18 protein-coding genes are annotated in these 20,299 nt (G+C 44.4%); 5 read left to right on the top strand and 13 right to left on the bottom strand.

Annotated features, from left to right (window positions below; genetic code table 11):
- Positions 1 to 103: 103 nt before the first annotated feature.
- Genes LCH52_13375 through rseP form a run of 3 tightly spaced genes read left to right on the top strand, consistent with a single transcriptional unit; the run spans position 104 to position 3,135 of the window.
- The gene (locus LCH52_13375) at positions 104 to 595 is read left to right on the top strand and encodes a hypothetical protein (GenBank protein MCA0389473.1); all 492 of its coding nucleotides are present in this window, start codon (positions 104 to 106) and stop codon (positions 593 to 595) included.
- 7 nt (positions 596 to 602) lie between these two features.
- Positions 603 to 1,745: a 1-deoxy-D-xylulose-5-phosphate reductoisomerase gene (locus LCH52_13370; GenBank protein MCA0389472.1), complete on the top strand. Its 1,143-nt coding sequence runs from the start codon at positions 603 to 605 to the stop codon at positions 1,743 to 1,745.
- 16 nt (positions 1,746 to 1,761) lie between these two features.
- Positions 1,762 to 3,135, top strand: coding sequence for an RIP metalloprotease RseP (rseP, locus tag LCH52_13365; GenBank protein MCA0389471.1), 1,374 nt, complete (start codon positions 1,762 to 1,764; stop codon positions 3,133 to 3,135).
- A gap of 23 nt (positions 3,136 to 3,158) precedes the next feature.
- Here rseP and LCH52_13360 read toward each other — a convergent pair whose 3' ends face one another.
- From LCH52_13360 to LCH52_13300, 13 genes are all read right to left on the bottom strand, one after another.
- Positions 3,159 to 3,512, bottom strand: a complete 354-nt coding sequence (locus tag LCH52_13360; GenBank protein MCA0389470.1) for a four helix bundle protein — start codon at positions 3,510 to 3,512, stop codon at positions 3,159 to 3,161.
- Between the two features lie 22 nt (positions 3,513 to 3,534).
- Positions 3,535 to 4,734 (bottom strand): hypothetical protein, encoded by a 1,200-nt coding sequence (locus LCH52_13355; GenBank protein ID MCA0389469.1) that lies wholly within the window; start codon positions 4,732 to 4,734, stop codon positions 3,535 to 3,537.
- Between the two features lie 124 nt (positions 4,735 to 4,858).
- Entirely contained in the window at positions 4,859 to 5,977 is a 1,119-nt protein-coding gene (locus LCH52_13350) for a carboxylate-amine ligase (GenBank protein MCA0389468.1), read from the bottom strand.
- Positions 5,978 to 5,983: 6 nt separating this feature from the next.
- A complete protein-coding gene (locus tag LCH52_13345) occupies positions 5,984 to 6,940 on the bottom strand; it encodes a hypothetical protein (protein MCA0389467.1) in 957 nt (318 codons plus the stop codon).
- 172 nt (positions 6,941 to 7,112) lie between these two features.
- Complete coding sequence (locus LCH52_13340) at positions 7,113 to 8,111, bottom strand: AAA family ATPase (GenBank protein MCA0389466.1); 999 nt, start codon at positions 8,109 to 8,111, stop codon at positions 7,113 to 7,115.
- Positions 8,096 to 9,298 carry a putative DNA binding domain-containing protein gene (locus LCH52_13335; protein ID MCA0389465.1) on the bottom strand — a complete coding sequence of 401 codons (1,203 nt, stop codon included), beginning with the start codon at positions 9,296 to 9,298 and terminating at the stop codon, positions 8,096 to 8,098. Before LCH52_13335 ends, LCH52_13340 begins: the two co-directional genes overlap by 16 nt.
- A gap of 137 nt (positions 9,299 to 9,435) precedes the next feature.
- Positions 9,436 to 9,639, bottom strand: coding sequence for a type II toxin-antitoxin system HicB family antitoxin (locus LCH52_13330; GenBank protein MCA0389464.1), 204 nt, complete (start codon positions 9,637 to 9,639; stop codon positions 9,436 to 9,438).
- A 19-nt stretch (positions 9,640 to 9,658) separates the two neighbouring features.
- Positions 9,659 to 10,246, bottom strand: coding sequence for a hypothetical protein (locus LCH52_13325; protein MCA0389463.1), 588 nt, complete (start codon positions 10,244 to 10,246; stop codon positions 9,659 to 9,661).
- Between the two features lie 245 nt (positions 10,247 to 10,491).
- Entirely contained in the window at positions 10,492 to 10,692 is a 201-nt protein-coding gene (locus LCH52_13320; GenBank protein MCA0389462.1) for a hypothetical protein, read from the bottom strand.
- Between the two features lie 31 nt (positions 10,693 to 10,723).
- On the bottom strand, positions 10,724 to 12,826 hold the full coding sequence (locus LCH52_13315; GenBank protein MCA0389461.1) for a S46 family peptidase: 2,103 nt from the start codon (positions 12,824 to 12,826) through the stop codon (positions 10,724 to 10,726).
- Positions 12,827 to 12,848: 22 nt separating this feature from the next.
- A complete protein-coding gene (locus LCH52_13310) occupies positions 12,849 to 14,816 on the bottom strand; it encodes a carboxypeptidase regulatory-like domain-containing protein (GenBank protein MCA0389460.1) in 1,968 nt (655 codons plus the stop codon).
- Positions 14,816 to 16,573 carry an FAD-dependent oxidoreductase gene (locus LCH52_13305; GenBank protein ID MCA0389459.1) on the bottom strand — a complete coding sequence of 586 codons (1,758 nt, stop codon included), beginning with the start codon at positions 16,571 to 16,573 and terminating at the stop codon, positions 14,816 to 14,818. The genes LCH52_13310 and LCH52_13305 overlap by 1 nt, the downstream gene beginning before the upstream one ends.
- A 4-nt stretch (positions 16,574 to 16,577) precedes the next feature.
- Positions 16,578 to 17,174 carry an SIS domain-containing protein gene (locus LCH52_13300; protein ID MCA0389458.1) on the bottom strand — a complete coding sequence of 199 codons (597 nt, stop codon included), beginning with the start codon at positions 17,172 to 17,174 and terminating at the stop codon, positions 16,578 to 16,580.
- Positions 17,175 to 17,377: 203 nt separating this feature from the next.
- On the opposite strand from LCH52_13300, the gene LCH52_13295 reads away from it, so the two are divergent.
- Positions 17,378 to 18,520, top strand: coding sequence for a metallophosphoesterase (locus LCH52_13295; GenBank protein ID MCA0389457.1), 1,143 nt, complete (start codon positions 17,378 to 17,380; stop codon positions 18,518 to 18,520).
- A gap of 104 nt (positions 18,521 to 18,624) precedes the next feature.
- Positions 18,625 to 20,157 carry a serine hydrolase gene (locus tag LCH52_13290; GenBank protein ID MCA0389456.1) on the top strand — a complete coding sequence of 511 codons (1,533 nt, stop codon included), beginning with the start codon at positions 18,625 to 18,627 and terminating at the stop codon, positions 20,155 to 20,157.
- Positions 20,158 to 20,299 lie beyond the last annotated feature (142 nt).

The raw sequence follows: 20,299 nt of genomic DNA, 5'->3' as shown, positions 1-20,299 counted from the left end.
CTTTCTCCCCCTTTTTTTATACCCTTAAGTTCCATAATGAAACTTTTTCGTATATTTGTTGTTTATTCTTACAAGTCAGTTTCTTAACAAACAGGAAAAACGGATGCCGTTAATACCAATATTAAAAATCGTACATATAGTTAGTGCAGGTCTGTGGCTTTCACTTCTTGTTTACGGGATAATTCTTAGATCAAGAATCAATAATGCAAAGGGGATGCCCGAGGAAAAAGGGCTTATTCTGACATGGATCAGCTCGCTGAATCTTATCGGAATAATCGGTTCAATGGGAGTACTTCTTACCGGTTTATACCTCTCTCTTTCGATGGATTACGGATTTTTCAAGTTTGCGAGCGGTGCGAATCACTGGCTCTACACAAAACAGTTTGTAATGGTCATCATCCTCATTCTTATCGGTGCGGTGATGATTCCTTCAGCAAAGAAGATTAAAGGTCTTCTTCTGCCCGGCTTAAAGTCAGACCAGCCCCTCAATGAAGAAGCCTACACGCTTTTGGGCAAACTAAAAAGAGTTGATATCAGCATTAACACTCTGGTGATTCTCAACATATTAATGGCTTTTTCACGATATTTTTTATAACGGTTTAATGCAAAAAATTGCAATTCTGGGCTCCTCGGGGTCCATCGGCGTAAACACTCTCGAAGTGGTGCGCCACCTGAAAGATCAATTTAAAGTAACAGCCTTAAGTGTAAACAACAAAATTGATCTTCTCGAAGCTCAGATAGCCGAGTTCAAGCCTGAAGCTGTCTGCGTTGTGGATAAAGAGGCTGCGGCGGTTTTGAGGTCCCGGATCAGTCCGGAAGTGAAGGTTTTCGCAGGCGAGGAGGGTCTCTCCGACCTTGCAACTGAAATAGACTACGATGTCTTCGTCGGTGCGGTTGTCGGATTTTCCGGTCTCAGACCCACAGTTGAAGCGATAAAAAAAGGGAAGAGAATCGCCCTCGCCAACAAGGAAACCCTTGTGGTTGCCGGTGAGCATATAAAAGGACTCTGCAGCGAGTACGATTCTGAAATGATACCCGTCGATTCGGAACATTCTGCCATCTTTCAGTGTCTCATAGGTGAGCATGTAAACGAGATCAGCAGGATAATTCTTACCGCCTCGGGTGGTCCCTTTCTCCGGTTTACCAAAGAGGAAATTGAAAAGGTTACAGTCGAGCAGGCTCTAAAACATCCGACATGGAAAATGGGCGCAAAAATAACGATTGATTCAGCTACTCTTATGAACAAGGGACTCGAACTGATCGAAGCCCGCTGGCTCTTTGACCTGAAGGCAGACAAACTTGATGTGGTGGTACATCCCCAGTCGATTATTCATTCAATGATTGAGTTTGTTGACGGATCGGTAAAAGCACAGTTGAGTGTACCCGATATGAAGCTGCCGATTCAATATGCGATGACATATCCAAAGAGAATTGGTGCGGATTTTGTAAAAAACAACTTCCCTCTCATAGGCACACTGAACTTCTTTCCACCCGACAAAGAGAAATTCGACTGTCTCGCCATCGCCTACGATGCCCTCGAAGCAGGCGGAACTGCCCCGTGTATCGTTAATGCTGCAAACGAGATTGCAGTTCAGAAGTTTTTAGACAAGGAAATCGGTTTTACCGGTATTCCTGCTTTAATAAGGAAGTGTCTCGACAAAATTGCGGTTGAAAAATCGCCCGACCTTCCGACAGTTTATGAAACAGACCAAAAAACAAGAAAACTCGCACTGAGTTTACATTGAAGGAGCGAATAATTTAATGCAAGAAGTAATTTATTTTATAATCACTATAGCAGTTCTTGTTTTTGTGCATGAACTCGGTCACTTCCTTGCCGCCAAAATGACGGGAATGAGAACCGAGGCGTTTGCCATAGGATTTGGAAGAAGAGTTGTCGGATGGAGCAAAAACCGCGGACTCTCTTTTGGCGCACTTCCCGAAGATCTTGACCTCGAAGGCTACACCGACTACAGACTCTGCTGGCTTCCGCTCGGAGGTTATGTGAAAATCTCGGGCATGGTGGATGAAAGTCTTGATGCAGAATATGCTCAGACCGAACCAAAATCCTACGAATTCAGGTCGAAATCTGCACCTGCAAAGATATTTGTTATCCTCGGTGGAATTCTTATGAATATCCTCCTCGCAGTGGTCATCTTCTGGGGAATGAACATCTCGATGGGAAAACAACTGGTTGAGGTAAGAGGTCTCAACTACATCCCAAAGGAATCACTCGCTGAAAAGCACGGATTCCAGAAAGGTGATTTGATTACCGCCATCAACAACAACAAAATTAAATATCTCCACGAAATTAGCGAACAGGTTCTGATTCACAACGCAGGCAGGGATATAACAGTGGAATTTGAACGCAATGGCGAAAAGAAGACAGTTACAATTCCCAAACAAAATGTGCCGAAGGATGAGTCGAAGGGTCCCCTTTTCCCGATCCTCGATAAAACCGAACCTTTCGTTGACAATACAGATGCCTCAACCCCTGCGGGCAAAGCGGGCATAAAACCAAAAGACAAAATCCTCGCTCTGAACAGCGAACCCGTAAATTCGGTTACTCAGGTTATCGACATTATCTCCCATTCCAAAGGGAAACCTGTTGATTTTACAATCCTAAGAGGTAAAGACACACTCGCAATTGCTGTGACCCCGAAACAGGATGAAGCTGGAGCATGGAAAGCCGGAATCGCACTCGGTGGAAAATCCGATACCACCATGTTTACAAGCTACAACTATGGTTTCTTTGAGGCAGGCGGCAAAAGCATCGAACAGATCGGTTCAGTTACTGTTCTTACCTTCTCGATGCTTGGCAAGGTTATTTCAGGAGATGTGGCGTTCGGAAAAGCTTTCGGCGGTCCCGTAAAAATCGCCCAGATAGCTGCCGATTCCGCAGACAAAGGAATGTCGGGATTCCTCTATTTCATCGCGATGCTTTCGCTCAGCCTTGCAATATTCAACCTTTTCCCGATTCCCGTACTTGACGGTGGTCATCTCGTTTTCATTATCATCGAATCGATAATCAAACGGGAAATCCCCCTCAAAATCAAGCTCCGCATAATGAATACCGGCATGGCGCTCCTTATCGGCTTGATGGCGTTTGTTATCTATAATGATATTTTTGGAAAATGAGAGAAGGTATTAGGTATTAGGTATTAGGTATTATTTTTTTTCGATTTAAGAGTTTTCAAGGTTTTTACTAAAAGTTTCATTAGTTCTATACAGTCATCATTGATGCTTGTAAACTCTTCGGTCGATAAAATTTTTGTTTCATTAAGGATCATCAACCAGTAAAGGGTTTCTGAACACTCTTTTTGGGCGATCGAATACTTATGAATGTAATCCAATTTTGATTCTGCATAAAGAGCTTCGCTTATATTAGCTCCAATGCTTGTGCCTGATCTAAGAATCTGATTTGAGATAATAAATTCTTTTTTACTATCCAGATGCTTTGCTAATTTAAATATCCGGACTGCAAACTTTAAACTTTTTTCCGATAAAGCATTCATCGCCAATTCCCGGCTACCTCAATTAATACCTAATACCTAATACCTGCTTTGGATGATACGCCGTTGCCGATCCCACCCATGTTTTGTTTTTGTTGAAATCGACACCCATCATTTTTCCTTTTGAGAAGCGGGTGAGATTGTTCACAAGGACGGGTTTTTCATTCCACAGAAACATCATTCTTATTTCACATTTTGAGTAGCCTTCGGGGGTGAGAATCAGCGGGGCATACTCTATTTTTCTTTGCAGAATGTAGTTTTCCCTCTCCGTTTTCGAATCAAGAAGTTCTTTTGTTACTTCCACTTCAACACCCAGACCCGCAAATGAAAAGAGGGGTTTGAGCACAAAATTCTCTAGATCAGCGGGATACTCCTTCAAGTCGGAAAGGAAGTGGCACTCGGGCACATATTCCCCTTTGAGATATGGAAGGGAATATTTGCTGATGAGGAAAAACCAGTCGGGATGCCCAACCCAGCGCACATCCAGGTCATCCTGAAATGAAAAAGCAGCTTTCACATCTTTTCTGAACAATTCGTCATATATCACCCTGTTGTAAATCCGTTCGATCAGCACTTCCCTGTCACCAGATTTATAGAAGAGTTGTCTCCCTTTTTTGATGACATCGGTAATGCACACAGGTTTTACGCCCGTTAATTGTTCGGTAACAACAAAATCGATCAGGGTTTTCTGTTTGTCCGGTTCAATTTCAAGAAGAATCACATTTTCAGGATTTGAGTCACCGAGAATGGTTTTTCGCAACAGTTCCACATACGAATCTCGACTGAGACCGCTGTAGTAGGCAGTATAATTTTCGGGAACCTCGAAATGCCGCAGGAAAACATCATCATAATAGACCTGAAAGCCGTAAAGCGAGGGGAAACCCTGAAGCTCGATCAGTTTGGGAATAAATCCACCTTTGCCATCATCGCAAATTGCGAAATCTATCTGCAAAAAGACAGGGTGATCAGCACGGTTCGGAACCGCCAGCCCTTCCGGAATTGAAGCCTCGGCATACTTTCTGTACTCATCGGTATCAAGCTGTCCGATAAGTTCGGCACACGCCTTCTCCAAAGTCTTTGTCAGTTCATCCGAGAGGAACAAGGGAGTTTCACACACCCTGAAATCGAGTTTCACCCCGGCAGCAGTGTTCAAATCTCCAATAAACGAATTGTATCTCTCTTCCGTAAATCCTGCATTATACAGGGATCTTATCTCTTTTACCATAGTCTCAGTTTTAGTTGGTGGAAAGTATGAACCATAGAGAGTACCTGAGTGACCTGAGTACTTGAGTGACTTGAGTTTCTCAAGTTTCTCAAGTCTCTCGAGTTTCTCAAGTCTCTCTGGTCTCTCAGCTACTCAGATTCAACCCCTTATGGGTCTCATCAATTATATAGTCGGTTACATTTTTCAGGTCGTAGCTCTGTTCCCAGACGGCGAGTTGTCTGTCGGCACCCGTACCCATTTCGAGGATGCGGTGTACATACTCAATCTCTTCGCGGCTGTCGAGATCGTCAATAACATCATCAACAAACTCGAGGAGTTCATGGATCAGGTCAACGGTCGGCACTTCCTCTCTCTTGCCAAAATCGATCAGCTTACCGGTAATTCCGTATCTTGAAGCACGGAACTTGTTTTCGGCAATCAACGCTCTTCTGTAGAGACGGAAACCGAGGTTCTGGCGGATCAGTCTGTAGAGTTTCACAACCACCGCCTGCATAAGTGCAGTAAGTGCGATGGTCTCATCAGCCCTCATCGGGATGTCGCAGATGCGGAACTCAATCGTCGGGAAGAAGGGGTGAAGCCTGATATCCCACCAGATTTTTTTCGCATTGTCGATACAGTTGGTCTTGACCAAAAGGTTAACATAGTTGTCATATTCGCCAATCGACATGAAATAGTCGGGAATGCCCGTTCTCGGGAATCTGTCGAATACCTTCACACGATACGACCTGAAGCCTGTGTTTCTTCCCACCCAAAAGGGGGAATTGGTGGAAAGGGCAAAGATGTGCGGCAGAAAATAGCGGGCGGCATTCATGATGTGAATTGCCGTTTCGCGGTCTTCAACTCCGACATGGACATGGAGTCCGAATATCAGATTGGCACGGGCAACAAGCTGCATGTCATCCACCACCTGTTTATAGCGGGGATGTTCGGTTATTCTCTGGTCCTTCCAGTGTGAGAATGGATGAGTTCCTGCGGCTGCAATTCTTAAATTGTTTTTGAAAGCAAGCTTGGCAAGTTCGCTGCGAAGGCGGAACACTTCCGATTTTGCCTCTTTAACATTTTTACAGACACCCGTACCCGTTTCCACAACCGACTGGTGCATTTCGGGCTTCAGAAACTCTTTGAGTATCAGTTCGCCGTCTTCAAATATCTCCTGTATGTGCGATTTCAATTCCCTGGAATGAGGATCAATAATCTGAAATTCCTCTTCAACTCCAAGGGTAAATGTTGGACTGTTGGACATGGTGCCTCACTCGATTATGTTTCCCTGGGCAGCACTTTTAACGAAGTCGCCCCAGACGGTATTAAATTTGTTAGCTTTTGCTTTTTTTGCTCTTCTTATTGCCATGTTTGCGGCGGCTTCCACCACCCATTCAAAATTTTCTTCGCCTACTGAATAGACATCCGCATCGGGAGCGGGATTGCAGAAATCGATCGCATATGGAACGCCGTCCCGAACCGCGAATTCAACTGTATTGAAATCGTAGCCGAGAGCATTGTTCAGTTTCATCACACCTTCCTTTATTTTGGCAAGAAGTGCTTTACCGTGATGCTGTTTTTCCCTTACATAGCGGAGGTGGTGCGGCTGTTTTGGATCGTAAGCCATTATCCGCACATCTTTCCTGTCGATGCAGTAGCAACGGAAATAATCGGTGAACTGTATCTCCTCCTGAAGCATCATAACCAGTTGACCCGTCTCGTTGTACGCTTTGAAAAACTGTTCCTTGTCTTCAATTCTGTAAACATTTTTCCAACCGCCACCTGCAAAAGGCTTGAAAAACGCAGGAAATCCGATATAATTAAAGATGCCGTCCCAGTCGAGAGGGTATTTCAGATTTCTGAACGATTTTGTTGTTGTGTCAGTAGGATGAACATTTGAGGGGAGTATTACCGTTTTTGGAACTGCAACACCGACAGCAAGGGCGAGCGCATTGTTGAAAAATTTGTCGTCTGCACTCCACCAGAATGGATTATTGATAACGGAAGTTCCGGTAATCGCTTCATTTTTCAGATAAGCGCGGTAGAAGGGGACATCCTGTGAAATCCTGTCGATAATCACCGAGTAGCCGCCCGGCTGTCCCTGCATTACCTTGTCTATCTGTACAAACTCGGCAACAATATCCTTTTCCTTCTTCGAGTTTACTCTCTCCACAAACGCCGGTGGAAAGGTTTCTTCCATACCGAATAAAATTCCAATTTTTTTCATAGCAGTTCCATATTTTATTGTTTACACACTTATTAAATACAATTTTGGGGTTTTGATGAAAGCGGATTGATTAATCTCCAATTTACGAAAAAAAATCGAAATATTAGAATAGCCCGTGAATTAAAAAGAAAAAAATGAAATTATTTGAGGGGGGAGTGGGAACAACACTTTTTTATTCTCGTTTAGGTTCGACTTCCCCACACGCACTTAAAACACTCTCTGTTAGTGATTTGAAGTCCTCATAACATTTCAGTACTGCTGTCATATGCGCCCCAATGGCACCATCTGCCGGCTTTAGCAGGAACATGGGTTTACGCGCTTCCATAGCCATTGGTGCCAGGCTGTGATAATGCTTAAGGAGTCCCAGACAACTTTCATCAACTTCGATTGATGCGGGCTGTGTGCTGTCCTTCAATACTCTGGAATGATAAATATCGGGTATTCTTTGAGACCATTTCAGATAAGCTTTAACAGGACGGTTCTCTCTTGCGGAATGTTGAAGGATTACATAACCGGATGCTTTCATCCCTCTGGCAGGAGACTTGATTTGAGTAGGTTTGGGATTTTTTGTCGCTCTTTCACCCCATTCCAAACGCCATTTTGTTAGAGTTTCACCAATATTTTTTAGACCTTGAAGTGAAAAGAGGTCAGGGGCTACCGGAATAATAATATAGTCAGTGGCAATAAGGACACTCCGGTTCAATGCTCCAAGATTGGGGCCAATATCGACCAATACTAAATCCGGATTAATCCTTGCAACAGAATCTTCAATTATCGAATTAAAAATTGATGTAACTTTAAAAGCATAAGCATCCCCGTTTAAGCACTTTGTCCATGCATCACTGAGATTATCCTCCACTGCTGAAAGTGCAAGATCTCCCGGTATCAAAGATATTTTTTCACTTATTTCCTCTATATGCGGGGATATGAAAGGTTCACCTTCGATTACTGGCTTTAATGAGTGCAGAATTGTCAATTCACTTGTTTCACCGATATAAATTTCTTCCATCCTTTCAGAGGATAAAAAAGCTGCCGTAAGATTAGACTGAGGGTCTAAATCGACAACAAGTACCCTGTAACCAAGTTCTGACATCATCCAAGCAGTATGATATACCAGGGTTGTCTTACCAACTCCTCCTTTATTATTAAAGAAAGTTACGATTCGAGCCATATTTTACTTTTCTTAATCGTTACTGAAAACCTTCGGGGATCATTTATAACAAACTCAGCAAGCCCGTTCCCGTTTTTCTCAAGTAGTTGATTCGAGAAACGAATGCCGAAATTATATTTATTCACATATCCCAATACACGCATCACTTCCGAAATTACCGGATTTCTGTATGAACTTGCATCAGGGAAATTTTCGGGTGACACTTCACCAAACAATCCGCCCGGATTCGTAATTTCGATCCGGTCATCAAATTCATTTATATAAATCGGGGAATTTGATTCATAATTTCTGTGCATTATTGCATTAAGAACCAGTTCTCTCAATGCGCGGTAGGGGTAGTTTTCATAATATTCATCCCTCATTGTTCCGTCATCAACCGGCTTTTTCATGACTATATTCGTTTTTATAAAGTCATCAAGATTTTTTAATAAGGAAATTAATGGCCCAGAGAACTTTTGATCCCTCGGGGATGGAGATACTTCCACACCATCGTACTTAAGAAATTGTATATAGGCTCCGGGGAAGAAAAATATTGTATTATAACCGAGAGTTAAAAGACCTGCATTGGTTGGCAATCCAGACTTTTGGTCATAGAATCTTAACGATGCGAGTTGTTGTTCGATACTTCTGTTATTTGATGCAATAGTTTCCTGATCCACAGCAATTGGCTGATAAACCAATTTAAATGCATTTATATCCAGATCATCTATACTGCTTTCCAGATTTGGTTGCATGTCAAAGTTTTTGGCACCGGATATTCGTTTCTCTATGAGTAATTTTTCTTCGGTTTCGTTAGCTACCGCTTTGCGAGGACCAACTCTTATCCAACATTGCCCTTTGTATCTGACCGGAGGGAATTCTGAAGGTTGCACCTCAATATATACAACATCTCCTTCGGGGAATTTATATACATCACTAACAACTATTACGGGCTGTGGAAGGATGTTACCATCAGAGCGGATAGCACCAAGGTTTTGCAGGATTCGATCGTCTATCGTCTGATTTGCTATTTTGCCATGGTCATTAACTCCAATCAGAATATAACCGGGTAATCTGCGGCAGGAAAAATCATTCGAGAAAGCACAAATTGCCTGCCCGAGTTTCTTCTCCTCGGTTGAAGTTGTCCACTCAATCCTGTCGGACTCCATTACTTCAATTAATTTCTTGACTTCTTCAATTGTCAGCATAATCTCACTTAAGATCGTTTTTGGTTTTTTAGCTCGAAAATTTCAGGAAACGAAAAATTCCAATGACGAATTTAATAAATTCCGGAACGATTTGTGATCAGAAGATTAAATTCTTTGTAGCAACCCGTGAGACAGGTTTATAAGGTCGGGTTTTCGGGTTCTTCGTTCAGGGAGTGGCAGAATTCAATATAGTCATCCACTGAATCGTGAAATGCTTTTTCCAGTTCGGTCAAGGATTCGGCTTGAAAAGTTATCACATCTTTAATGTTGATCACTTCGCCGGAGAATGTTTTGGATTCTTCATCGAGCGATATGGTGGCTGTGTAGTTTTTGTAAGGCATGGTTAGATATGGTCTCCCCCTAAAACCCCACCCCCACCCTCATCCCAATCCCCACTCCGGGATCGGTGATGGTACCAAGTAGCGGGTAAAGGGTTACATTCGCATTGTTCTGGTGGACAAAATACATTGCGGCATCAAAGACGAGGAGGAAGGCACCCTGAACGAGAAGGCTGTTGCCGTATCCTGTGAGGAGTTCTTTCTTTTCGGAGGATTTAGCTTTTTCTTTGAGGAAGAAGCCGGTGGCGATGTATGCGAGGTCGAGCCCGGCATTAAGAACGAATATGTTTTGAAGTGTCTGATGCCCGGTTACGGAATTGTAAAGGGAGAGGGAGTCAGTACCTGTGTTCAGAAGTCCGTTTATCGCAAGACCGAGGTTTACGGTGTTCCAGAGGGCATTAAACTGATTGAAATATTTGGCTTCTCCCTGCAAGGTGAAATTGAGGGTGGTACCCGAAACAATGTTTGCCAACGCCCATCCTCCGAGAACGAGCATCCCCGTCCGGTTGATATCGCTTTTTGTTTTCTCAAATTCCTTGATGGAGGGAATGGCATCCTGTGCCAAAGCGATTACCGAGAGAAATATTAAAAGGAAGAGAGTTTTTTTCATTTTATGGTAACCAATTTAATGTATTAGGTATAAGGTATTATTTTTTGTTAAATGGAAGCTTCCCGGTTGGACAATCGGGACGATTGTCGCTCCTTTTCCGAAATTCAACCTTCAGGACAGCTAATAGTTCATAGATTACAGTTTATACCTGTTTCTACCCACATGTCGCCACAAGGGCTTTTTGAAGGTATTAGGGTTTAGGTATTAGGTATTATTTTCTGTGCTACTCTGATTCTCCACCTCTGCTACTTGATTCTCATACTCTCCCGGTGTGCCTGGGCTTCCTCGAAGGTTTTAAATTTCAGGACACCTTTGTGTACTTTGAATTTCCTCAGGTGAGAGGTGAGTTCATAAAATTCTTTTACTCTTTTGTAATAAGCTTCGTCGGGGTTAAAACACCAAAGATCCTGCTGAGCTTCTTCAAAGGTTTTGAATTTTTTGATCATCCGCTACTCCGATTCTCCGCTACTTCGCTACTTACCTCTTCCCTTTCACTATCTCCTGTGCGAGTTTTTTAGCCCCATAGAGGTCTGAGATGGCTTCGACCATGCCCTGTGAGTGGACGGCGATGGCTCTGTTGGCTTCGTCGGTGTAGATGAAGTCGGCGGTGAGGGATTCCACATTACCGTCGAAGACGAGTCCAACGATTTTACCTTCTTTATTGATCATCGGTGAACCTGAATTGCCGCCAATGATGTCGTTTGTGGTAATGAAATTAAGTGGTGTCGAGAGATCAAACTCTTTTGGCAGGTTCTCCCAGATTTTTGGGAGGTTAAATGGAAATTTCTTCCCGAATGAGTAATATCTGTCCAAAACACCATAAAAAGTGGTTTTTACGGGTGCAACTGTTCCGTTGTAATTGTACCCTTTTACCACACCGTCATTGATTCTGAGTGTAAAGGTGGCATCGGGGGGAATCGACTCTCCGTAAACTTTGAAAAGGGCTTCACCGAGCATGCTGTTGTTTACCTGATCGCGCGACAACACTTCCTTGTTGATCTTTCCGTATTCGGCAAGTTTTTTCTTAGCCGTGAGGATGAATTTAATTACAGGATCGGTTGAGTTCAAAATATCATCTGATGAACCTTTAAGGAGTTTATCTCTGTACGATTTGTCCATAAGTTTTGTGCCGGCGAGCAGTTGTTTCTTCGCTTCACTTCCCGTTTTTCCCGCAAAGAGGAGCTCCATCAATTCCTTGTTCCCTGAGAGATTGCGGAGAATGAGATTCACCTGCACCTGGAGGTAGCGTTCCTGCGTTTCGAGATTCATGGACGCAGGGAAAAATGTAGCGGCGATGGAATCAAGTTTTTCCACTGTGAACTTGTCAGGATTCGATTTTTTCCCTTCGGCAACAGTTACCAGGGTGGAAGCTATCCGGAAAAGTTCGGGTGAATATCTGCGGTTGAAGTTATATCCAAAAAGCTCTCTTGCAATCGGTTTCAGCCGTTCGCGTCCTTCGGCAACTTCGTCCCAGATGTGCCCGTATTTTTCTTTCAGAGCGGGATTCGCCATGACTGCCGCTTTGAAATTCTTCTCAAAATCCTTCTTGCGGGCAACGAGATACTGGTCGTTCAGACCTTTATAAATACCGTCGTAAACTTTCAGACCGTTGCCGATGGAATAAAGTTCGGCGATAAGTTTGTAGTTTTCTGTGTTTCCGTTGAGCACCTGCTGTTCAATGATTTTGTAGAGTTCACTCAGCCATTCAACCACAGGGAGATTGAGGTAGTCCCGCTCAAACTCCATCTGTGCAATGGTGTTGAGGCGGGAGGTGCTGCCGGGATTTCCGATCACAAAAACAGCTTCGCCTTCATCTGCTCCTTTTTCACTCCACGCAAACCAGTCATCTGTTTTTATCGGCTTGCCGTTTTCGTAGGCACGGAAGAACATGCAATCGAGTCCGTATCTCGGGAAGGTGAAATTGTCGTAGTCGCCGCCGAGTTTTGCGGTTCTGAGGTCGGGAGCAAAAACGAGCCGCACATCATCATATTTTTTGTAGCCGTAAAGGGAGTTCCTTCCTCCGTTGTAAAGGGGAACGACCATGAAATTGAGTCCGGGATTCTTTTCAGTAGCCTCATCGATGAGTTCTTCCGATTTAGCTTTTTTGATGGCGATTCTTTCTTCGTCTGTTTTGGCGGTAACGAGGGCATCGTTTATTTTTTCGGTAACATCCTCTATATAAACGAGCTGTTCGATGGAAAGATCGGGGATTCTTCTCTCGTTTTCGTCAGTTCCGGCATAAAATCCGTCTCTCAGGAAGTCTTCACCCTCCTTTTGACCTTTGTAGATGATATTTCTGGCGCAGTGGTGGTTGGTCATTATGAGACCGTCTTCGGAGATGAAGGAGGCAGTGCAACCTCCACCGAAACGAAGTGCAGCTCTTCTTACTTTTGTTAACCATTCCTCTGACGGTCGGAAATTGTAGGTTTTGTCAAAGTAGTCGACAGGCGGTTTTTCAAAAGTCCACATCCTCCCCATATCCCATTTTCCGGCTTTTACGGTATCGAGGTTGATGCCCGCATACTGCGAGAAAATTGAAATGGTGGTAAAAACGAGAAAGAAAAGCTGCTTTAACATCATCTTGGGTTGCTCCGTAGTCCTGTTATTTTAGATATGTGAATTTTCTTGAAGCGGTAAAACTCCCCGCATTCAATCTGAATATGTAGTTTCCGCTCGTCAGGTTTGCTGCCTCATATCTGAGAGAGTGGTTACCCGCTTCCATTGTTCCGAGGTCTTTTTTATCAATTTCCTGTCCCTCGATTGACCAGACAATCAGAGTGACATGTGAGGCAGAGGGTAGTGAAAAGTTGAGAACCGTGGAAGAATTAAAGGGGTTCGGGTAGTTCTGATCGAGCACAAAACTGCCGATAACGCCGTATTCAGCCTGAATTGTGTTGCTGTTCGTGAACGAGCCGTCGAGGTCGATCTGTTTCAACCGGAAGTGGTATGTCCCTTTTTCAGAAAGAGGAACTGTCGCTTCGTAACTGTTGTGTGTTGTGGAAGTGCCGGCACCTCTGACAGATGACACCACCTCAAAATTGGAACCATCTTTCGACATTTCGATATCAAAACGGGAGTTGTTTGTCTCGGTTGCCGTTGTCCAGAAGAGTTTCACTCCCCCCGTTACCGTTTCGGAAGAGAATGAAGTCAGTTCAACCGGAGTCCAGCCGACAGGATAAAGAGTGATGTCGAGTGGAGTTTTCACCCCTGCAGGAACAGCCACATTGTCGATGGTGAGTGTCTGATATCCGGGTGCAGAAACTGTCAGGTTATACGATCCCGGAAAAATCAGACGGGCATAGGCACCCGAAAGGGAATCGGAATAGACCTCTGAATTTGTGTTATCGTGACCGTTAATGAAGATTTTTGCCCTGACGGGTGCTCCGTCAGGATTTCTGACAGCTCCACCTATGCCTGTAAGCAATTCTTTCATCAGGTTCAGCCAGGCATTTTTATTGTACGCCCAGATGGTCGGGATGTAGGAGCCTGCAATCAGTTTTGTGCTCGAGAGTTCGATTGTCAGTTCTCTTCCATATCTGAAGTAGGTAAAATAATCCTGTCTTCCGCCATAGACCGAGTACCAGTCCCACCCGTTTGTAATGCCGTTGTTCAAATCGGTGAGATAGCCGTTGTTGTTGCAGTAAAAATGGACAGTATCGGCAAATCTTCTCGAGATCACCTGCCACCAGTTGTCATCGGGATGGCGGGCAATTCTTGAATCCCACGGGTAGTTAACAACTTCGGCACCACCGTGGTAATTTGCAGAAAGGTTGAAATTTCTGGAGGTGGCGAGATTCATCATTATCTGGGTTTCGGGCTGCCATGCGTATCCGTCGGGATGTTGTCCCTGAACGGGATCGGGGAAGTTTCTGTTGATGTCGATATTGTTCGCATTTCCTCTTCTTGCGCCCGTAACGGTTGAGTTACCCGAGCGGTAAGTGCCGTCCGGATTCGCAAGCGGATTTATCCATATCTCAAGATTGTTCACGAGAGTGGTTACGAGAGGATCGATACCGTAGTTCGACAGGAGGTAATCCGCAAGCCTGATCATATTGACGAAGGCAGCGGTTTCATCACCGTGCATCGAGGAGGAGTGCATAAAGCGGGGTTCAGCCTCGGTTGTGTTCACATTGTCGGATATTACGGCGAAGAGTATTTTCCTCCCCTGCGTGGTGGTACCCGCATCCACAATTCTGCAGAGGTTGGGATAATCGAGGGCGAGATCGTTCAGCATCTGCACATAGGTCTCGTATGTCGGGTAGGTATCCCACAGACCGAGAGCTTTCGGATTTCCCATCGCGACGGGAACATCACCCGGATGGGGCAACACTTCAACCTTATAGCCGTTCTTTTCAAATTTTCTGAATTGTTCTTTATTTGCATAAGCGGTAACGAATTTACCGTCAAATTTATCGATCGATATGATCTTTGTTATTTCAAGCAGTTCCCTTTTGTCGAAGACGGGGAACCGGAAACAGACTTCGCCGTTCTTTTCAAAGTATTGGTCGTCAACACCTTGTGCGAACAGCGAGACGGATAGAATAAACAGAGCAAATATTTGCTTAAACATTAGTATCCGGCTTTAAGTAGATTGTATAGTGTGTCAAAAAGTTCGTAACGGGGTTTCCCCTCGTGTTCGAACACAATTTCGTTTGCCTCGTCACTGTCCATTTCGAAAGCTTCGAGATAAGCTTCGATTTCCTGAGCAGTAACGGGTTCCTCACCACTGAATGAGAAATCCTCTTTCACCACAAAGAATCCGGCAATGGCGAGTTCCTGTATCTTGGTAAACCGGGGATTTGTATTCCAGAGGTCTTTGTAGGGGAAAAGCTGGCAACCCGCTTCGAGGAGGACATCCTGAACATCCATCACGGAAATGTCTGCGGGTCTTCTCTCCTTTTTAATGGAGAGGGCAGCGAGGGCACCAACCGCCTGACCAATAAGCATTACACACGGTTGAAGTCTGGTGCAACCATTCACAATATGCGATACGGAAATCGATTTTTCTGCGAGAAGGAGTCCGTTCACTCCGGCAGGGATAAGGCAGTCCATCGGAATCTGAAACGGTGCATTTGCAGGAAGTTCCTCGAACAGCCTCTCTTCGGGTTCCTTGAACATGTGGCTGTGATGGTGGTCGAGGAAATAGTCGCCCACGGCAATCGAGTCGCTGATGAGGGGAGGTCTCAAGGTATATTCATCGGGCACCACATCCCATTCTCTCATGTAATAATTTCCGATGCCTCTTCTGCTTTCACGAACATAAGGAATCGGGGGGAAGTGGTCTGGAGTGTCATAAGCTGTTTCATCGATTCCCCACTCGGGATGACCGAGCTTCGTTTGCATGTAGTGGATGTAGTCGCGGGTCAGCTCCTTCGCCTTCTCGAGGTGCCATTCCCTTTTTTCGAAATCGTCATAGATTTCCCTTGTGGTCGGATAATCGTTCGATCTGAAGGGCCAGTTAAGGAGATATTTATCATTGGGAAGTGCGGCATAAGAAATGAAGCTCTCCCAGTTGTGAAGTTTGTGGTTCAGATATGCTTCATCCGTCGAATTGGAATGTTCCGCTGTTGAGTTTACAAATCTTTCGGGATCGTAATTCTCTGATGGAGGTACAATTTTAATGTTGTCGGGATCTTTTTTAAGAATCGCACAAAAAGTGAGGTCCTGAATTATCTCATCGGGATCATGCGGAGCAGAGGGTTCACCTGACTCAAATGTTGACTCCCTCCCAAACCTGAAAGGCAGTCCCGCCAGATAAAGTACATCCCCGTACTCGGTAGCTTCAACGGTAATATCAGCGTGGATCTGAACTTGAGTACTTGAGTAATTGAGAACTTGAGTATATGAGTGCTCTGTTTCTTCATTACTCAGATTCTCCGATACTCCGGTTCTTTGGTACTCTGGTACTCGAGTACTCAAGTTCTCAGGTACTCGAACCACCGCCCCCCTGACATTATTCGCATCCTTGATTATTGAGACGAGTTTGGTGTTGTACCATATGGTGAGGTTGTCACCTGCGGAGGCGATGAGTTCGTCGAGGGCTTTTTGTCCAACGCGGGGTTCGAAACAGGTAAGACTGATCCAGCCGGTGAAGGTGTTGTCAGGACCGCCGTAGTGGTCTTCAATTTTTTTTCTGAACTCGCCAAAAATTCCGCCTCCGACTGCATATTTGTTCCCGTCGAAAGCAGTTACACCGGCAGCTAGGAACATTCCGCCGACCATGGAGGATTCTTCAACAATCAGGGTTTTAATACCCATGCGGGCAGCCTGAATTCCGGCACAGATGCCCGAGGCACCGCCGCCAATAATCAACAATTCCGTTTTCAAATCGCTATCCTTTTATTTTACCGGAATAAAGTTCAAGTTCGGTTAGTTCGAAAATGATGTGCCCCGCAGTGATGTGTCCTTCCTGAATTCTCTGGACATTATTCGAAGGGATTACTATTGCCACATCGACCATCGATTTAAGTTTTCCGCCTGTGCCACCGAGGAAGCCAACCACTTTCATCCCCTTCTCTTTCGCTTTTTCGACTGCTTTCAAGACATTTCCGGAGTTTCCCGATGTCGAGACGGCCATCAGGAGATCGCCTGTGTTTCCGAGTCCTTCAACATTTCTTGCGAAAACATTCTCGAAACCGATGTCGTTTCCACCGGCAGTTAGATTGGAAGTGTCTGTTGTCAGTGCTATCGCGGGAATTGCGGGTCTGTTTAATTCGTGATTGAGTCTGATCATAAACTCGGTTGCGAGATGCTGACAGTCGGCAGCACTTCCACCGTTTCCACAGAGGAGGAGCTTTTTGCCGTTTTTGAATGATTCAACAAAGAGGGTTATCGCCGCAAGAATGTCATCTCCGCAGGCTTCAATCATGTCAAGTTTTGTCTGTGCACTTTCGTTCAGTGATGCTACAAGAAAATCTTTTTTAAGCATTTTTTCCGTAATTTTATTATTAACAATCTACAAACTTAACTCTTTTAGTTTTGATAGAAGAGGAATAAAAACCGCCAATTGAACAAAATCGGGTTTATCGGTGTTATAACTTGCATCCGCTGATCCTCTCTAAAACTGCTGTTGTGTGCGGGCTAATCCTGTGACCGGTGAATTTCGACATTTAATACCTTAAAACAAACAACATGGCAATATTTTTCACAATCTTCTTCCTCGTTTACGGTTCTGCGAACCTTTATGTATATCTCAGGGGTCTTCAGGCGATAGATGCAGCACCGCTTTACCTTAAAATTGTTTACTCTTCCATCTTCCTGCTCGGGGCGCTGGGATATATTCTCGTCAGGGTGTTCGACTGGGACGGAATACTGTACGACATTGTGCATTATTGGGGGGCACTCTGGTTTGCGATACTTCTTTATTCATTTATGGCGGTTTTCCTTCTCGATATAGTCAGACTGATCGACCGCTTTTTCCCTTTTGTTCCTTACAATATCTTTTCAAACCCGCAGTACTTCAAGCTCGCCGTCTTTGGTGTTGTGATGGTTTATCTGATCGGAGTGGTCGGGTACGGTCTCTACAACGCTGGTGACATCAAGGTGAAAACCCTGGAGATTACACTTCCAAAAAAAGGAAGTAAAGTTTCCGAAATGAAGATCGCGTTTCTTTCCGATTCCCACTTCTCGCCAATAACAGGTTACGGAAAGGCTGTCCAGATTCACGATATTTTGAAAGGTCTCAATCCCGATCTTATTCTTATGGGTGGTGATATTATTGATGACAAGGCACACCACCTTGAGAGGCACCAGATCGACAAAAAACTGCGGGAAATAAAGGCACCGCTGGGCGTTTACACCATCAATGGCAACCATGAGTTTATAAACGGATACCGGGAGAGTGTCGAATTTATCAAAAGATCGGGCATCTCCCTCCTTGCTGATTCAAGCATTGTAATAGATAGTTCACTGGTGGTGGTCGGAAGAGAAGACCTCTCCATCAACAGGTTTGCCAATAAAAAAAGGAAAGAACTCTCCGAACTGATGGAAAGTGTAAAAGAGCTGAATCTCCCCGTAATTTTACTCGATCACCAGCCCTACAACCTTGAACAGGCGGAACAAAACGGAGTGGATCTGCAGCTTTCGGGACATACCCACAACGGGCAGTTGTTCCCCGCCAATCTTATCGTTCAGAAGATCTATGAAAAAGCCTGGGGCTACCATAAAAGAGGAAACACACAATATTACATTTCATCGGGTGCCGGTGTTTGGGGTCCGCCGGTAAGACTCGGAAGTGATTCCGAAGTGATACTTCTGAAGATCAGGCTTGAATAGTAAAAAAGAGGTGTTATTCAATAAGTAACGCCCCTTTTGCAGTCACACTAAAAATTATGACTAATTTACCCGTGTAACTTTTACTTTTTTCACACGGGAATCTTATGAAAAAGACATTGTTGTTTGCCCTCCTCTTACTTACGACGGGCATTCATTCACAGAGTCAACAGCTAACCACAAAACTTGAAGCAATAAAAAATAACAGGGGCGTCCTCGGGATGTCTGTAACGGTAGTGAAGGATAAGGGAGTTTCGTATTCAAAAGGATTTGGACTAAGGGATGTGGGGCGCAATCTTCCCGTTAACGATTCATCAATTTATCGTATCGCCTCCATTTCAAAAATGGTGGCTGCCATAGCACTGATGCAACTGTATGAAAAAGGACTTGTAAACCTCGATGCTGACATCAGCAATTATCTCGGATTTAATCTACGCAATCCTTCATATCCCAATGACATAATTACTGTTCGAAAGGTGATTTCCCATACCGCAAGCCTGAGGGACGGTTCGGGCTACGACGGTTTCCTTTCGGCTACCTACAATCAGAATCCACCGCCAAATATTCAGGCTCTCCTGACTTCAGGCGGATCATATTACACCTCCGACATGTTCAGCAACACCAAATCACCAAATTCAAACTATTTTCAATACTCCAATGTCGATTTTGGGGTGATCGGAGCGGTTGTTGAAAAGGTCTCAGGAAAGAGATTCGATATCTATTGCAGAGAAAATATTTTTATTCCCCTCGGGATGGATGCTGGATATAACATTCAGGACATTTCATCATTCAACGATATTGCGGTACTCTACAGAAAAAGCGGCGGACAATGGGTGGCACAGGCGGACAACTTCAACGGTATTAAACCTCCACCTCGCGATTTTTCGCAATATGTTATCGGAAATAACGGACTGATATTTGGTCCTCAAGGTGGACTCCGCACTTCTGCTCACGATCTTTCGAAAATTTTGACTGCACTTCTTAATAACGGTTTGTACGGCAATTCTCGTATCTTAAATGACACCACCTGTGCCCGACTAAGAGTGATGAACTGGATCTACGACAACACCAACGGCAACAACTACTACGGTATCTTCAATTCCTACAGCTACGGACAGCACAGAACCACCGAATTGCTGCCATCTGAAGTACTCTACGGTCATCCCGGTGAAGCTTATGGACTTATCAGCGATGCATACTACCCAACCGGTAAACGGTTTGGAATAGTTTTCATCACCAACGGCGGTCAATGGGGATATGGCGTTTACAGCGGCTGGTATGATGTGGAGGAAGATGTCTTTCAGGCATGCCTTTCGGAAATGAACAACCTCACGGGAGTGGAAGAAGAAGAACCACAGGCTAACACCTTCGCCCTTTTGCAGAATTATCCCAATCCATTTAATCCGGCAACCACAATAGTCTATACCCTCGCAGAATCAGCATTTGTGAAGCTTTCCGTGTTCAACATGCTCGGTGAAGAAGTGTCGGTACTCGTTTCAGGTGACCACCCTGCCGGCTCCTTCAACGCACGATTCAAACCCGATAACCTCCCGTCAGGAATTTATACTTATAAACTTTCGATCCTCAATAATGCCGGAAGAATGTTTGCATACCAAAAGAAGATGGTGTATTTGAAATAGCTATGAACTTTGATCTATGAGAAGGTATGTTTAAAAAGTTAATTTAAAATAATAAGGGGCATCCTCGCTGCATATTACTAAAATTCAGTAATTTGTGTATCATTAAACAACCAACACAAACAGTCAAAAGGATGCCCAAAAT

The organism is Bacteroidota bacterium, assembly GCA_020161395.1.
In the GTDB taxonomy this organism is placed as follows: Bacteria; Bacteroidota; Ignavibacteria; order Ignavibacteriales; family Ignavibacteriaceae; genus UTCHB3.
Note: the sequence above shows the minus strand (reverse complement) of the source record. Positions and strands in the feature narration are given on the sequence as shown.